The sequence below is a fragment of the Aminobacter sp. HY435 genome (genome assembly GCF_027568395.1).
Taxonomy (GTDB): Bacteria; Pseudomonadota; Alphaproteobacteria; order Rhizobiales; family Rhizobiaceae; genus Aminobacter.
The window spans coordinates 134,818-150,888 of sequence record NZ_JANKZL010000009.1 but is presented as its reverse complement, the minus strand read 5'-3'; the positions used below and the strand labels follow the sequence as shown (position 1 = coordinate 150,888).

The window sequence follows — 16,071 nt, the reverse complement described above, 5'->3', positions numbered from 1 at the left end:
AAGAACGGGCTGCGACCGATCCGCAGCCTTCTGATCCCTGGCGACGCGTCCGTTTGTCAGACGGCCTGGCGAAATTTGGTTTCGTCAATCGCCGCCGCCATCAGCGTCCTGGTGTAGGTTTCGCGCGGATCGCCGAAGATGGCGTCCGTAGGCCCCTCTTCGACAATTTTGCCCTGCTTCATCACGATGATGTAGTCGGACATGGCCCGGACGACCGACAGGTCGTGGCTGATGAACAGATACGACAGGTCGTGATCGGCCTGCAGCTTGCGCAAAAGCTCGACGATCTGCTTCTGCACCGAACGATCGAGCGCCGATGTCGGCTCGTCAAGCACCACCACCTTAGGCTTCAGGATCATTGCCCGAGCGATCGCAATGCGTTGGCGCTGGCCGCCCGAGAATTCGTGCGGATAGCGGTTGCGCATGATTGCATCGAGCCCGACCTCCTTGAGCGCCTCGATTGCCCGCTTGTCCCTTTGCTTGGCTGACAAGCCAGGCTCGTGAACCAGCAGCCCTTCGGTAATCACCTGCCCGACCGTCATGCGCGGCGACAGCGAGCCGAAGGGATCTTGAAAAATGATCTGCAGTTCCTTGCGGATCGGCCGCATCTGCGCGCGCTCAAGCTCGGCAATGTCTCGATTGTCGAAACGGATGATGCCTTCACTGGGCAGCAGCCTCAACAGTGCCCTGCCGAGCGTTGATTTGCCCGATCCGGACTCGCCGACGATCCCGATAGTCTGGCCACGCTGAAGCGAGACAGATATCCCATCCACGGCTCTGAGATACATCGGTGGACCCGCCAGGAATCCCCCGCCGATCTTGAATTCGACCTCTACATTGCGGCCCTCGAGAAGAATTGGCGCATTGTCGGCCGGAGGGGCTTTGCGACCTGTCGGCTCTGCTGCCAGCAGCATCTTGGTGTAGTCATGCTTCGGCTCAACGAACAGATCCTCGGTAGTTCCCTGTTCGACCACTTCGCCGTAGCGCATGACGTAAACGCGATCCGCCAGGCGGCGCACGATCCCAAGGTCATGGGTGATGAAAACGATCGCCATGCCGAGCTTCTTCTGCAACTCGGCCAAGAGCGTCAGGATCTGCGCTTGAATCGTAACGTCCAGGGCAGTTGTAGGCTCGTCGGCAATCAGCACGTCAGGATCATTGGCGAGCGCCATGGCAATCATGACACGCTGGCGCTGCCCCCCGGACATCTCATGCGGATAGGAATCAATGCGCCTTTCCGGATCCGGAATACCGACAAGCTTCAGCAATTCCAGGACACGCGGCCTGGCCTGCTTTGCCGTCAGACCTTTGTGATGGATCAGCGGCTCGGCTATCTGTTTGCCGATCCTGTAGAGCGGATCGAGGGAGGTCATTGGCTCCTGGAAGATCATCGTGATCTTCGCACCACGCACCTTGTTCAGCTGCTTGTCCGACAGACCGATGAGTTCCTGGCCTCGATAATTCGCCGAGCCCGAGACCCTGCCGTTTGACGCAAGCAATCCCATGACCGCCATGACCGTCTGGCTCTTGCCCGAGCCGGACTCACCCACGATGGCAATCGTCTCGCCGCGACGCACTTCCAGGTCGACGCCCTTGACGGCCTGCACGCGGCCGTCATTGGTCTCGAAGTCGACCTTCAGTCCACGAATGCTCAGCACAGCTTCACTTAGATCTGACATGTCATCGATCCTTCGGGTCGAGCGCATCACGCAAGCCGTCGCCCAAGAAGTTCAAGGCGAACAAGATCAGCGTCAGCGTAATTGCAGGATAGATCAGCAACCAGGTTGCGCCGCGCAGATTTGCAGCTCCCTCGGAAATCAAGAGGCCAAGGCTGGTTAGCGGTTCCCCCACCCCCAGCCCAAGGAATGACAACAGGCTTTCAAGCAAGATTGCCTTCGGCACAAGCAAAGTAACGAACACGACCACCGGTCCAAGCGTGTTCGGAATGATGTGCCGTTTCAGGATGCCAACACTGTCGACGCCCATTGCCTCTGCTGCCTGGACGTACTCTTGCCGCTTCAGCGTCAGCGTCTGGCCGCGCACGATACGGGCCATGTCCAGCCACTCGGTAAAGCCGATGGCTATGAATATCAGGACGAAACTTCGACCGAAGAAAACCACGAGCAGTATGACGAAGAAGATGAACGGCAGTGAATAGAGGATGTCGACGATGCGCATCATCGTCCCGTCGACACGTCCTCCAGCATAACCCGAGACCGCGCCATAGGTAACGCCGACAACCAGGGCCATGGCAGAGGCAAGGACGCCAATCGCCAGCGAGATCCGTATGCCGATCAGAATGCGCGAAAGCAGATCTCTGCCGTTGCCGTCGGTTCCGAAAATGAACCTGACCCGGTTCACATCCGCCGCCAAGACGCCGCTGCGCTTGTCCTGACTGAGGTCTTCGATGCGCGCATTCTCGAACAGGTCCGAGCGATCGACATAGCGGACGATACGCGGATCAATCTCGGTTTCGGCGGAAATCGGAGCCCGAATCTTCATCCCGTCAACTTCGATTTCCCCCAAGGTAACTCGCGCACGCGCAAGCGCCTGCTCGAAGGCGGGAATGATGGCTTCTTCTCTGGGGTAGGCCTGGAGGCTCGCTGGCACCCGCACGTACTGCGGATAGACCTTGTCGTATGGATGAGGCGCAATCAGCGGACCGAAGATGGCGGCGAGCGCCAGCACCAAGAGCAGAATTGCGCTCGCAACTGCCGCGCGATTGCGCTTGAGGCGTATCCACGCATCCTGCCAGAGAGAGCGGCCAATTGCCGCCTCCGACGCGCCTTGGCTCACCGTCGCGACTTCAGGGGTATGTACTGCGTTGGCCATTGTGCTCTCCTCAGTCATACCGGACGCGGGGGTCGAGCCAAGCATAGAGAATGTCGACGATCAGATTGAACACCAGGACAAAGATCGCGACCACGACAACGGTGCCCATAACCAGTGTGTAGTCGCGTCCGAGCGCTCCCTGAACGAAATAGCGGCCAATTCCGGGGATGCCAAAGACGGTCTCGACCACGACCGAGCCCGTCAGCAAGGCGGCGGCGGTGGGGCCAAGATAGGAAACCACGGGCAAGATCGCCGCGCGAAGGGTGTGCACGACAACGACCACAAAGGCTGGAAGCCCATAGGCACGGGCTGTTCTCACGTGATTGGAACGCAGTGCCTCGATAGTGGCGCCTCTGGTAAGCCGCGCAATGATGGCGATCTGCGGCAAGGCAAGGGTGACAACCGGAAGGACCATGTTGCGGAATGACCCGCCATCCCAGCCACCGGCCGGCAGCACGCCCAACATGACGCCAAACACCAGACTGAGCAGTGGCGCGATGATGAACGTCGGGATCGTGATGCCCAGGGTCGCTGTGCCGACGACAGCATAGTCGATCCAGGTGTTCTGGCGCAGCGCTGCCATCGCGCCCAGGAAGGTCCCGATCACCAGCGCGATCGACAGCGACAGGCTGCCGAGCTTGATCGAAACAGGAAGTCCTGTCTGGAACAGTTCAACGACGGTGAAATCCCGCCGGGTAAAACTCGGTCCCAGGTCGCCCTGCAGCAAGTTCCCCAGGTAGATGAAGTACTGGTGCCACAACGGCTTATCAAAATGATAGGCCTTGTTGAGGTTTTCCATGATGAGTGGATCGATTGGACGCTCCAGATCGAACGGCCCGCCCGGCGCGAGTCGTATCATGAAGAATGCAATCGTTACGATGAAAAAGAGGGTCGGGACTGCGCCGGCAAAACGCCGGAGAACATATCCAAACATGAGCAACTCCCCATACCGCCCGTGATGCTGGATCACGCGCGAGAGTTAAGCGCTCCCGCGGCGGCAAGGTGGTGGCTCCAGTGTAGCCAACAGTCGCGCAACCGATACGGCAGCTTCGACGAAGTCCAGGCGAGAACGATACAACGTTTCCCGCGGCTCGGTAAGGAGCCGCAGGAAACGCGTTCTGGCGCTTAGCCTCCGATCGATATGAACCGGGACGGATGCTCGTCGTTGATGTTTTCTTCCCAGCCCGACAGCTTGTCGGACACCAGGTTGCGCGACGAATAATAGAGGATAGGAATAGCAGGCAGTTCCTTCAGCAACAGGGCTTCCGCATCCCGCAGAATCGCCGAGCGTTCCTTCAGGTCAACCGTAGTCTCGGCCTTGGCCATCAGCGCGTCGTACTCGGGGCTCTTCCAACGCGGATAGTTGAATCCGAGGTTGTCGCTCTCATACAGGAAGAGGAAGTTCTGCGGATCGCTATAGTCGCCGATCCACCCGGCACGCGACATGTCGAACGCGCCATCATTCTTCATGTAGTCGAAATAGCCGGTGCCTTCCATCTCCACCAGGGTCGAACCGATACCCGCCGATTTCAGCATGTCCGCAACTGCGGTCATGGTGTTCTTGTGGTTTTCGCTGGTGTTGTAGCGCAGTTCCACGTTGAGCGTATTCGGCTTCACGCCGGCTTCTTCAAGCAGGGCCTTGGCCTTGTCTTCGCGGTCCAGAACGTCCTGATCCTTGTATTCCAGGAAAACAGGATTGTCGTAGTTGCCGATACCGGGCGGAACGATCGAATAGCCAGGGATCATCGTCTCATGCCAGATCTCCTTCGCCAGGAAATCGCGATCGATGATCATCGAGATGGCATGGCGGACGCGCGGATCGCGAAGCGGGCCACCTTCCTTGCCTTTGACCGGAAGATAGTAGACGCCAAGGTATGGCGCGACGTGCACCTGCTTGCCCAGCTTTTCGCGCATGTAGTCCATTTGCTCCGCCGGAATATCGGAGCAGGACTGCACCTCTCCCGCCTCGAAGCGGCGCAGGCAGTTTGCGCGGTCTTCGAAGGGGATGAAGTTCACTACGTCGAGCTTGACGTTTGCCGCGTCATGGAAATTCGGGTTCTTCTTGAGCACCAGCTTGTCGTTCGGCGTGAACGAATCCAGCATGAACGCGCCGTTGGTCACCATGTTGCCCGGCTTGGTGAATGCATCGCCGAATTTCTCGACCGAGGCCTTGTGGATCGGATAAGCGGTCTGGTGAACGAGCAGTTCCAGGAAGTACGGTGTTGGCGCTTCGAGCGTCACTTCAAGGGTATGATCGTCGATCGCCTTGGCGCCGATGTCCTCGGGCTTGGCCGTCCCCTTGTTGATCGCCTGGGCGTTCTTGATCGGGTAAAGGATGTTGGCGTATTCGGCAGCCGTCGCCGGATTCTGAATACGCTGGTAGGCGTAGACGAAATCGGCCGCGGTCACGGGATCGCCATTCGACCACTTGGCGTCGTTGCGAAGGTGGAAAGTATACTTCAGGCCGTCATCAGAGATTTCCCACTTCTCTGCCACGCCCGGAATCAGCTCGCCCTTTGCGTCCTTGGAAACGAGCCCTTCATACAGATCGCGACTGATGTGGCTTTCAGCCACAGTGGAAGTCTTGTGGTGATCAAGCGATTTCGGATCCGTGTCGTTGCCGCGATTGTAGACGACCTCGGCAAATGCCGGCATCGCCAGTACACCTGCGGTCGACACAAGCGTCGTGGCGAACACGGTCGCTTTCAGCATGTTCTTCAGCATGATTTCCTTCTCCCAAATAGGCGTGTTCCCCGTACAAACACGGCCTCGCCTGGTTAGCGCCCGAATGCCGGTTTTCCCGGTTTCGTTGAGCGGGCCAGCGGCTCCCTACCGCCAGCGGTGGCTGACACTATCCACGACCTAATTTTATTTCAACACGACTCGTGCTCACCCTAAGTCAACTTGAGCGAGATCAAATCAAGCGCCCGATAAACAACCCCAATGCCGGGACTTCGATGCGACCTTGGGATACCTCGCCCGCCGCCCCCGGAAAATCCACGGAACTCAACACGACGAACCGCTCGGGCACCGACCACGAGGCAGCGATGTCGGAAAAATTGAACACGCAAAGCAGCCGCTCTGCGCCTTCCTCGCGCAGGAAGGCAAGAAGGTCATCGTTCACATCCAGCAGTTCTATCGCGCCGCGAACGAGTGCAGGATGCTGCCGCCTCGACGCCAGAACGTCGCGATAATGCGCCAGAACCGACCCCAATACGCCTTGTTGGCGATCAACGGCCAGGGCCCGGTGATCGGCTGAAATCGGCAGCCATGGTTTACCATCGGTAAAGCCACCCTGCTCCGCCTGCGCCTCCCATACCATGGGCGTGCGGCAGCCATCCCTTCCCTTGAAGCCTGGCCAGAAGCGGATGCCGTAGGGGTCGCGCAAATCTTCGAAAGCCAGTTCCGCCTCGCCGAAACCAAGCTCCTCGCCCTGGTAGATGCAGATCGAGCCGCGCAGGCATGCAAGCAGGGCGATCGAGAACTTCGCCATCGCTTCGGGGTCGCCGTCCGGCCTTGTCCAGCGGGTGACATGGCGGATCACGTCGTGATTGGAGAAGGCCCAGCATACCCAGCCGTCGGCCACCGCGGCCTCGAAATCGGCGATGCACTTGTGGACGTGATCGGCCGAGAATTTCGGCCCAAGCAGGTCGAAGGTGTAGCACATTTCGAGCTTGTCGCCGCCCGACGTGTAGGCCGCAACGGTCTGCAGCGACCGCTCGCCGTCCCCCACTTCGCCAACCGAGGCACGGGCGCCGTATGAATCGAGCAAAACCCTGAACTTCTTGAGGAACTGCAGGTTCTCGGGACGCGTCTTGTCGAAGAGATGGTCCTGATATTCGTAGGGATTCTTCTCATCGATCTCGCCGGACACGGCCTTCGCCAGTGGCGGATTGTCCCTCAGCCAAATGTCGTGGACATAGAAATTCACCGTATCGAGGCGGAAGCCATCGACACCGCGATCGAGCCAGAAACGGACCGTATCGAGCAATGCTGCCTGGACCTCGGGATTGTGAAAGTTGAGGTCGGGCTGCGAGGCCAGGAAGTTGTGCATGTAATATTGCTGGCGGGTCGAATCCCACTCCCAGGCAGGCCCACCGAAGATCGACATCCAGTTGTTGGGCGCGGAACCATCCGGCTTCGGCTTCGCCCAGACATACCAGTCGGCCTTCGCGTTGGTGCGGCTGGCGCGGCTCTCGACAAACCAGGGATGTTTGTCGGAAGTGTGCGAAAGCACCTGGTCGATGATGATCTTCAGGCCCAGCCGATGCGCTTCAGCAATCAGCGCATCGAAATCGGCCAGCGTTCCAAACATCGGATCGACATCGCAATAATCCGAGACGTCATAGCCCATGTCGGCCATCGGCGACTTGAAGAACGGCGACAGCCAGACCGCATCGACGCCCAGCGTCGCGACGTGGGCAAGACGCCGCGTGATGCCTGCAAGGTCGCCGCTGCCGTCGCCGGTGCTATCCTGATAGGAGCGCGGATAGACCTGGTAGATGACGCAGCCGCGCCACCAGTCGCCGCCTGCCGATGAAGCTTTGCCTGGCATCTTCCTGTTCCTTCCTATTGGTCAGCCGTCCTATCAGCCGATGCGTATTCGAGCACAAAGGCGATGCCGCGCGCCGAAACACGCACGATGCCATCGATTGGATTGTCTCCGCCCATGGTTCCGCGCCACACGAACTCCCTGCGTTGCGGCAGGGCAAAGGACGCGGCATCGTGCGCGCCGTTGACCAGAACGGCCAGCCGCCCGCCCGAATGGGTGCCGCCGGCCAGCAGCATCGCCAGACAGCGCCGCTCGGGCAGACGCCAATCGGCCTCGGACATCGGCCGGCCGGCTTCCGTCAGCCACGCGACATCGGGGATTGCCGCGCCGTCTGTCGCAGTGCCGGTCAGCAGGGCGAGCCGCGCCAGCGCCGGCGCGTCACGCCGCAGCTTCGACAAAGCGCTGACGAAGCCTTCGAGCGCGGCATCGCGGCGGCCCCAGTCGAGCCAGGTCAGATCATTGTCCTGGGCATAGGCGTTGTTGTTGCCTTTCTGGGTACGGCCGAACTCGTCGCCGGCCGTCAGCATCAGCGTACCGCGCGAGGCAAACAGCGTCGCCAGAAGCGCGCGCGTGTCGGCCTCACGCGCGGCGGCGATCCGGGGCGCGTCGCTCTCGCCCTCGACGCCATTGTTCCAGGAGAGGTTCTCGTTGTGGCCGTCGCGATTGTGCTCGCCATTGGCTTCATTGTGCTTGCGCTCGTAGCGCACGATGTCGGCCAGCGTCATGCCGTCATGGGCGGCGACGAAATTCACCGTGCGCGTCACCGGCCCACTGCCAAAAACGTCAGACGATCCGGCGAGCCGCGTCGCCAGCGCGCCCACCATGCCTTGATCGCCACGCCAGAAACGCCTGACATCGTCGCGATAGCGATCGTTCCATTCGAGGAACGCGCCCGGAAAACCACCCAAACGGTAGCCGTCATGGCCGATGTCCCAGGGTTCGGCGATCAGCACCCGGTCGCCGACGACCGGGTCGTTTTGCATCGCCTGCAGCAGCGGCGCATTGACGTCGAATGCGCCGTCGACGCGGCCTAGCACCGGCGCAAGATCGAAGCGAAAGCCATCGACGCCGGCATGGCGGACAAAGTGCCGGAGGCTGTCGAGTATCAGTTCCCGCACCACCGGCCGATCGCAGGCGACGGTGTTTCCGGTGCCGGTGTCGTTGACGTAGCGCCCCTGATTGTCGTGCGCCAACAGGTAGTAGGCCGCATTGTCGAGCCCGCGCAGCGACAGGGTCGGGCCAAGCTCGTCGCTCTCGGCGGTGTGGTTGAAGACGAGATCGAGAAGAACGCCGATGCCGGCGTCGTGAAGGGCAGCGACGGTGTCCCTGAGATCGGCCATCCCGCCAGACGCAAGGCGCGGATCGAGGGCCATGAAGGTCACCGGGTTGTAGCCCCAGGCGTTGCCGAGGCCGAGCGGCGGCAGATGCCGCTCGTCCATGGTTGCCGTGACAGGCATCAGTTCGACGGCCGAGACGCCAAGTTTCAGCAAGTGCTCGATGACAACAGGTTCGGCAAGCGCCCGAATGGTTCCGCGCAATGGATGCGGCACGCCGGAATGCCGCATCGTGAAGGCGCGCACGGGCACCTCGTAGACAAGGCCACCCGGAGCAAACCGCGGTGCCTGCGACGGTACAAGCGGCAGCGATTCCACCACAGCCTTGGCCATCAGGCCGGCGGTATCGCCGCCCTGCCCGCGCCGCGCCGCCAGCCTGCCGTCGTAGCGGTATGGCCGGTCGATCCTGACGGCATAGGGATCGACCAGCAGTTTGTCGGGGTCGAACCAGGAGCCTTGCTCGGGAGCGTACCGGCCATCGCCTCGGAAGCCATAGCGCGTGGCCTCGGCCAGGCCCTCTACATGCACCGCGAAAACGCCGTTTTCCTGCTTCGGCATTTCCAGCCGCGCCGTCTCCGCCGTGCCGGCGGCGTCGAAGATCGACACCCACATCCGCTCCGCTGAACCCGACCATGCGGCAAAGCGGATGCCGCCATCGGTCACGGTCGCGCCAAGCGGGGTCAATTGCGAGCCCCCACCCTCCCCCTAGAGGGCAATTTCAGCGCCAAACTCACGTAATCACGCTCGGCTTGTCGCGGCCGGTATGGGCACGGATGCCGGCGATGTCCTCGGCCGCCTGGATCAGGTCGGCAAGTGCCTTCTGCGTGTCGAGATCGTGGCGTGCCGAGTCAGGCTCGAAACGCTCGATGTAGACGCGCAGGGTGGCGCCCGAAGTGCCCGTGCCCGACAGGCGGAAGACGACGCGCGAACCGCCTTCGAACAGGATGCGGATGCCCTGGTTCTTGCTTACCGAGCCGTCGACCGGATCGTTGTAGGCAAAGTCGTCGGCGCTGGCGATCTTCATGCTGCGCACGCTGGTACCCGGCAGCGAGCCAAGCTTGGCCCGGAGAGCATCGACCAGCGCGTTGGCGCGATCGCTTTCGACCTCCTCGTAGTCGTGGCGCGAATAATAATTGCGGCCATAGGTCGCCCAGTGCTTGGCGGCGATGTCCCTGGCGCTCTCGCCGCGCGCGGCCAGGATGTTGAGCCACAGCAGCACCGCCCACAGGCCGTCCTTCTCGCGGACATGGTCGGAGCCGGTGCCGGCACTCTCCTCGCCGCAGATCGTCGCCATGCCGGCGTCGAGCAGGTTGCCGAAGAATTTCCAGCCGGTCGGTGTCTCGTACATTCCAACGCCCAGCTTTTCGGCCACGCGGTCGGCAGCGCCACTGGTCGGCATCGAGCGCGCAATGCCCTTGAGACCCGACTTGTAGCCGGGCGCGAGATGGGCGTTGGCGGCGAGCATCGCCAGCGAGTCCGACGGCGTGATGAAGATGCCGCGGCCGATGATCAGGTTGCGGTCGCCGTCGCCATCGGAGGCAGCGCCAAAGTCCGGTGCATTCGGCCCCATCATCTCGTCGTAGAGATGCTTGGCGTGCACGAGGTTGGGATCGGGGTGATGACCGCCGAAATCCTCGAGCGGAACGAAGTTGCGGGCGGTTCCCTCGGCAGCGCCCAAGCGGCGCTCGAGGATTTCCTTGGCATACGGCCCGGTCACGGCATGCATGGCATCGAAGCGCATGCGGAAGCCTGACTTGAACAGCGCACGCAAAGCGTCGAAGTCGAAAAGCGTTTCCATCAGCGCGGCATAGTCGGCCACCGGATCGACGACTTCGACCTTGATGCCGCCGACCTCGAAGGTGCCGAGCTTGTCGAGATCGACCGCGCCGACATCGGCGATCTTGTAGGCCGATATCGCCGTGCTGCGGGCGTAGATGGCGTCTGTCAGCTTCTCGGGCGCGGGGCCGCCGTTCTCGGCATTGTACTTGATGCCGAAGTCCTCGTGCGGGCCGCCGGGATTGTGGCTGGCCGACAGGATGAGGCCGCCGAAGGCCTTGCGCTTGCGGATGAGGTGGGAAGCCGCCGGCGTCGACAGGATGCCGCCCTGCCCGACGACGACGCGGCCGAAACCGTTGGCCACCGCCATGGCGATGACCTTCTGGATCACCTCGCGATTGTAGAAACGGCCGTCGCCGCCGACGACCAGCGTCTTGCCGGCGAAGCCTTCGAGCGCATCTAACACCGACTGCACGAAGTTCTCGACATAGTTCGGCTGCTGGAAGACCGGCACCTTCTTGCGCAGGCCCGAAGTGCCCGGCTTCTGGTCGGAATAGGGCGTGGTGGAAACAGTACGAATCATTCAGGCATCCCTTTTTGAGAGAAGCTTGCGGTAAAGTGCGGCATATTTCTGGGCACTGCGGTCCCATGACACATCCGACTTCATGCCTTGCTTCTGGATGGCGGCCCAGGCAGCCGGGTCGGCATGCAGCGCATTGGCCCTGAGGATCGCATGGTGGAAGGAACCGGCGTTTTCCGGCGCGAACTGGAAGCCGGTCGCCACCCCTGCCGTGACCGCCGCCTCGTTGGCGTCGATGACCGTGTCGGCCAGCCCGCCCGTGCGCGCCACCAGCGGTACGCAGCCATAGCGCAAACCGTAGAGCTGGGTCAGGCCACAGGGCTCGAAACGCGACGGGATCAGGATGCCGTCGGCACCGCCCTGGAGCAGGTGCGACAACCCTTCGTCGTAGCCGATAACCACCCCGACGCGGCCGCGATGGCGCGCAGCCGCAGCGAGCAGCGCGCCTTCCAGGCCCGCATCGCCGGAGCCGAGGATCGCCAGCCGAGCGCCCGACGCCACCACCGGATCGATGATGGCGGAAAGAATGTCGATGCCCTTCTGCCAGGTCAGGCGACTGACCACGCAATAGATTGGCCCTTCTTCGCTGTCGAGCAGCATGCGCTCCTCGACGGAGCGCTTGTTGGCCTTGCGCGCCTTCAACGTCTTGGCCGTATAGGTCGCCGCCAGATGCTTGTCGGTCTCGGGGTTCCAGATGTCGTCGTCGATGCCGTTGACGATGCCGAACAGATCGGGAGAGCGCAGATTGATCAGCCCGTCGAGCCCCATGCCGAAGGCCGGCGAGCGGATTTCCTGGGCGTAGGTCGGGCTGACGGTGGTGATCGCCCAGGCCGCCTGCAGGCCGGCCTTGAGGAAGCCGACGCCGCCGTAATACTCGACCCCGTCGAGCGCCATCGCCTGCTGCGGAAGGCCAAGGCCTGAGAAGATGCCGGCGCCGAATTGCCCCTGGAAGGCCAGGTTGTGCACCGTCATCACCGACGGCACTTTCGCCGCCTCGCCGTAGCGCATGTAGGCCAGCGTCATCGCCGACTGCCAGTCATGCGCATGGACGATGTCGGGCTTGTAACCTTTCACCACGCCGGCAGCGATGTCGGCGCCGACACGGCCCAACGCCGCGAAGCGCCGCCAGTTGTCCTGCCAGTCGGCGCCTGTGGCATCGCCATAGGGACCGCCGGGCCGGTCGAACAGATGCGGCGCGTCGAGCACCAAAAGGTCGAGGCCGTCCACCTCGACGGCGTGGACCGTCGCCTTGCCGCCCTGCAGCGCTGAATACTGATGGACTACCTTCTTCTTTTTCAGCGCGTCCAGCACCACCGGATAGCCGGGAACCAGGCTGCGCATCTGAACGCCCAGCCCGGCCAGCGCCTCCGGCAGCGCACCGGTGACATCGGCCAGCCCGCCTGTCTTGATCAGCGGAAATATCTCGGGCGTGACCGAAAGTACCTGCACCTGCTACAGCTCCAGCCTGTTGATCATGTCCTGGGTGATCAGGCAGATGCCCTTTTCGGAGACACGGAAGCGCTTGGCGTCCAGCACCGGGTCCTCGCCGACGACCAGCCCTTCGGGAATGTGTACGCCGTGATCGATGACCACGCGATTAAGCCGCGCGTTGCGGCCGACATGGCAGGCCGGCAGCATCACCACGTCCTCGAGCGTGGCAAAGGAATTGATGCGCGCGCCCGTGAAGATCAGGCTGCGCTTGAGCGACGCACCTGAGACGATGCAGTCGCCGGAGACCAGCGACGAGATCGCCTGGCCGCGCCTGCCGTCCTCGTCATGGACGAACTTGGCCGGCGGCGTCAGTTCGGAGTAGGTCCAGATCGGCCAGTCCCGATCGTAGAGATCGAGTTCGGGCGTGATGTCCGTCAGGTCGATATTGGCTTCCCAGTAGGCGTCGACCGTACCGACGTCGCGCCAGTAGGGCGCGGCTTCCGAGGTCGAGCGAACGCAGGATTTGGTGAAGCGGTGCGCCACCGCCTTACCGTGCTGGACGATGTAGGGGATGATGTCCTTGCCGAAATCGCGGCTGGAGTCCTGCTCGTTGGCGTCTCGGCGCAGCTGCTCCATCAGGAACTTGGTCTTGAAGACGTAGATGCCCATCGAGGCGAGTGCGAAGTCCGGATTGTCGGGAATGCCGGGCGGATCGGCCGGCTTTTCGATGAAGGAGATAATATTGTCCTTCTTGTCGACATGCATGACGCCGAAGCCGGATGCCTCCATGCGCGGCACTTCGAGACACCCCACCGTCACGTCGGCGCCGGCATCGACGTGCTGGCGCAGCATCAGCTCGTAATCCATCTTGTAGATGTGGTCGCCGGCGAGAATGACCATGTATTCGGGGCCGTAGGCCTCGATGATATCGATGTTCTGGTAGACGGCGTCGGCCGTGCCCTCGTACCACTGCGTTTCCGAAACGCGCTGGCTGGCAGGCAGGATGTCGAAGCTCTCGTTGCGCTCGGGCCGCAGGAAGTTCCAGCCGCGCTGCAGGTGGCGGATCAGCGAGTGCGCCTTGTACTGGGTGGCGACGCCGAGGCGGCGGATACCCGAATTCAGGGCGTTCGACAGGGCGAAATCGATGATGCGCGTCTTGCCGCCGAAATAGACCGCGGGCTTGGCGCGGCGATCGGTCAGTTCCTTGAGCCGGCTGCCGCGCCCGCCGGCAAGCACATAGGCCATGGCATCGCGCGCCAGCGGCTGGTTTCTCTTCAGTTCCATGCCATCCTCCCTGCTCAGTCCGCCACGAATTCAAGCATGATCGTCGCCAGCGGCGGCAGAAGCAGCGCGGCTGCTGCCCCTCCTCCATCCGTCGGTTGCGCGGTGACCATGCCGCTGTTGCCCTTGCCCGACCCGCCATAGTCCAGCGCGTCGGAGTTGAAGACTTCCCGCCACTTGCCTGCCTTTGGCAGCGGTACGCGATAATTGCCGCGCGGCACCGGCGTGAAATTCGAGATCACCGCGATCGGCGCGCCACCAGGCGCCTTGCGCAGCCAGGCGAAGACCGAGTTCTTGGCATCATCGACGATCAGCCACTCGAAGCCCTCCGGCTCGCAGTCGCGCGCATGGAGTGCGGCCCGCGAGCGGTAGACATGGTTGAGGTCGCGCACGAGCAGCCTCACCCCGCTGTGCGGAACGAACTCGAGCAGGTTCCAGTCCAGCGCCTTGGCTTCGTTCCATTCCGCGCGCTGGGCGAATTCCTGTCCCATGAACAACAGTTTCTTGCCGGGATAGCCCCACATGAAGGCGTAATAGGCGCGCAGGGTCGCGAACTTCTGCCAGTCGTCGCCGGCCATCTTGTTGAGCAGCGAGCCTTTGCCGTGCACGACCTCGTCATGGGACAGCGGCAGGACGAAGTTTTCGCTGAAGGCGTAGAGCAGCCCGAAGGTGATCTCGTTGTGATGATGCTTGCGGTGGACCGGCTCCTTGGAGAGATACTCCAGAGTGTCGTGCATGAAGCCCATGTTCCACTTGAAGCCGAAGCCCAGCCCGCCCTCATGCACCGGCTGCGACACCTTCGGCCACGAGGTCGATTCCTCGGCGATTGTCATGACACCGGGATGCGTGCCGTAGACGGCGGCGTTCATCTTCTGCAGGAACCTCACCGATTCCAGGTTCTCGCGGCCGCCGAACTCGTTGGGGATCCACTCGCCCTCCTTGCGCGAATAATCGAGGTAGAGCATCGAAGCGACCGCATCCACGCGCAGGCCGTCGACATGGTATTTCTCGGCCCAGTAGAGGGCGTTGTTGACCAGGAACGACACCACCTCGCGCCGGCCGAAATTGTAGATCGCGGTATTCCAGTCGGGGTGGAAGCCCTGGCGCGGGTCGGCATGCTCGTAGAGTGCCGTGCCATCAAAATGGGCGAGGCCGTGCTCGTCGACGGGGAAGTGCGCGGGCACCCAATCCAGCAGCACGCCGATGCCGGCGCGGTGGGCGCCATCGACGAAGCGGGCAAAGCCATCGGGATCGCCAAAGCGGGCGCTTGGAGCGTACAGCCCGGTCGTCTGGTAACCCCAGGACGGATCATAGGGATGCTCGGAGATCGGCAGGAATTCGATATGGGTGAAGCCGGTATCGACGACATAGGGGATCAGCCGGTCGGCCATCTCGTCCCATGACAGGAACGAGCCGTCGTCGCGGCGCTGCCAGGAGCCTGCATGCACCTCATAGATGCTGATCGGCTCGCGGCGATGATCGGCGGCCTTCCAGTGCGCGCGATGCTTGTCGTCGCCCCAGGCATGGGCCTGTGGCCGGTCGGTGACCGAGGCCGTGGCCGGGCGCAATTCCGAACGGAAGGCAAACGGATCGGCCTTCAGCGGCAGGCGTACGCCGCGTGCGCCGATCAGCTCGAACTTGTAGGGTTGGCCTGGCCCGATGCCCGGGATGAAGATTTCCCAGATGCCGGTATCCTGGCGCAGCCGCATCGGATGCTTGCGGCCGTCCCAATCATTGAACGCGCCGACCACCGACACGCGGTGGGCATTCGGCGCCCAGACGGCGAAATGCACACCGTCGACGCCCTCATGCGAGATCAGGTGCGCGCCAAGCTTGTCGAACAGCCGGAGATGCGACCCCTCCGAAATGAAGTAGTCGTCCATCGGGCCGAGCACCGGTCCGAAGCTGTAGGGATCGACGATCCACCAGTCGCCGCCGGCGTTGCGCGCGTGCAGCTTGATGGGCTGGCGCTTGCGGATGGTCAACCTGCCTTCGAAGAAGCCGGCATCGTGGCGCAGCACCAGTTCGCCGCACGGCTTGCCCTGAAGCGTGAACGCCGTGACCTGTTCGGCATGCGGAACAAAGCAGCGCTCGACAAGGCCCTTCGCCGTCTCCTGCAATCCCAGAACACCGAACGGATCGCCGTGGGTGCCGGAGACAATCGCCTCGACATCGCCGTCCGCAGCCCTTTCGAGCCCCGGTGTGGTTTCGGCGGCCGCACGCGGCTTCTTCATGTCCAGGTGTCCCCTCCCAGGGGTTTCTTTCGGGTCAACTCATGCAATCAC

10 protein-coding genes are annotated in these 16,071 nt (G+C 62.4%); all 10 read right to left on the bottom strand.

Features of this window, described 5'->3' with window-relative positions:
* Window positions 1–56: 56 nt before the first annotated feature.
* The 10 genes from PCJ21_RS14820 to glgB all read right to left on the bottom strand — a co-directional run bounded on the left by PCJ21_RS14820 (window position 57) and on the right by glgB (window position 16,020).
* Window positions 57–1,679, bottom strand: coding sequence for an ABC transporter ATP-binding protein (locus PCJ21_RS14820; protein WP_269932184.1), 1,623 nt, complete (start codon window positions 1,677–1,679; stop codon window positions 57–59).
* A 1-nt stretch (window position 1,680) separates the two neighbouring features.
* Window positions 1,681–2,832 (bottom strand): ABC transporter permease, encoded by a 1,152-nt coding sequence (locus PCJ21_RS14815; protein ID WP_269932183.1) that lies wholly within the window; start codon window positions 2,830–2,832, stop codon window positions 1,681–1,683.
* A 10-nt stretch (window positions 2,833–2,842) separates the two neighbouring features.
* On the bottom strand, window positions 2,843–3,766 hold the full coding sequence (locus PCJ21_RS14810) for an ABC transporter permease subunit (protein WP_269932182.1): 924 nt from the start codon (window positions 3,764–3,766) through the stop codon (window positions 2,843–2,845).
* Between the two features lie 191 nt (window positions 3,767–3,957).
* Complete coding sequence (locus PCJ21_RS14805) at window positions 3,958–5,544, bottom strand: peptide ABC transporter substrate-binding protein (protein ID WP_442866022.1); 1,587 nt, start codon at window positions 5,542–5,544, stop codon at window positions 3,958–3,960.
* 202 nt (window positions 5,545–5,746) lie between these two features.
* A complete protein-coding gene (gene bglA, locus PCJ21_RS14800) occupies window positions 5,747–7,387 on the bottom strand; it encodes a beta-galactosidase BglA (RefSeq protein WP_269932181.1) in 1,641 nt (546 codons plus the stop codon).
* A 14-nt stretch (window positions 7,388–7,401) separates the two neighbouring features.
* Complete coding sequence (glgX, locus tag PCJ21_RS14795) at window positions 7,402–9,402, bottom strand: glycogen debranching protein GlgX (RefSeq protein WP_269932180.1); 2,001 nt, start codon at window positions 9,400–9,402, stop codon at window positions 7,402–7,404.
* 46 nt (window positions 9,403–9,448) lie between these two features.
* Complete coding sequence (locus tag PCJ21_RS14790; protein WP_269932179.1) at window positions 9,449–11,077, bottom strand: alpha-D-glucose phosphate-specific phosphoglucomutase; 1,629 nt, start codon at window positions 11,075–11,077, stop codon at window positions 9,449–9,451.
* On the bottom strand, window positions 11,078–12,523 hold the full coding sequence (gene glgA, locus PCJ21_RS14785) for a glycogen synthase GlgA (protein ID WP_269932178.1): 1,446 nt from the start codon (window positions 12,521–12,523) through the stop codon (window positions 11,078–11,080).
* A 3-nt stretch (window positions 12,524–12,526) separates the two neighbouring features.
* Entirely contained in the window at window positions 12,527–13,789 is a 1,263-nt protein-coding gene (gene glgC / locus PCJ21_RS14780) for a glucose-1-phosphate adenylyltransferase (protein ID WP_269932177.1), read from the bottom strand.
* 14 nt (window positions 13,790–13,803) lie between these two features.
* Window positions 13,804–16,020, bottom strand: a complete 2,217-nt coding sequence (gene glgB / locus PCJ21_RS14775; RefSeq protein WP_269932176.1) for a 1,4-alpha-glucan branching protein GlgB — start codon at window positions 16,018–16,020, stop codon at window positions 13,804–13,806.
* Window positions 16,021–16,071: the final 51 nt, after the last annotated feature.

Bases quoted from the DNA above. Each gene is read 5' to 3' on its own strand.
- PCJ21_RS14810 (WP_269932182.1), bottom strand. From the start codon at position 3,766: ATGTTTGGATATGTTCTCCGGCGTTTTGCCGGCGCAGTCCCGACCCTC.
- bglA (WP_269932181.1), bottom strand. From the start codon at position 7,387: ATGCCAGGCAAAGCTTCATCGGCAGGCGGCGACTGGTGGCGCGGCTGC.
- PCJ21_RS14805 (WP_442866022.1), bottom strand. From the start codon at position 5,544: ATGCTGAAAGCGACCGTGTTCGCCACGACGCTTGTGTCGACCGCAGGT.
- glgC (WP_269932177.1), bottom strand. From the start codon at position 13,789: ATGGAACTGAAGAGAAACCAGCCGCTGGCGCGCGATGCCATGGCCTAT.
- PCJ21_RS14790 (WP_269932179.1), bottom strand. From the start codon at position 11,077: ATGATTCGTACTGTTTCCACCACGCCCTATTCCGACCAGAAGCCGGGC.
- PCJ21_RS14820 (WP_269932184.1), bottom strand. From the start codon at position 1,679: ATGTCAGATCTAAGTGAAGCTGTGCTGAGCATTCGTGGACTGAAGGTC.
- glgB (WP_269932176.1), bottom strand. From the start codon at position 16,020: ATGAAGAAGCCGCGTGCGGCCGCCGAAACCACACCGGGGCTCGAAAGG.
- PCJ21_RS14815 (WP_269932183.1), bottom strand. From the start codon at position 2,832: ATGGCCAACGCAGTACATACCCCTGAAGTCGCGACGGTGAGCCAAGGC.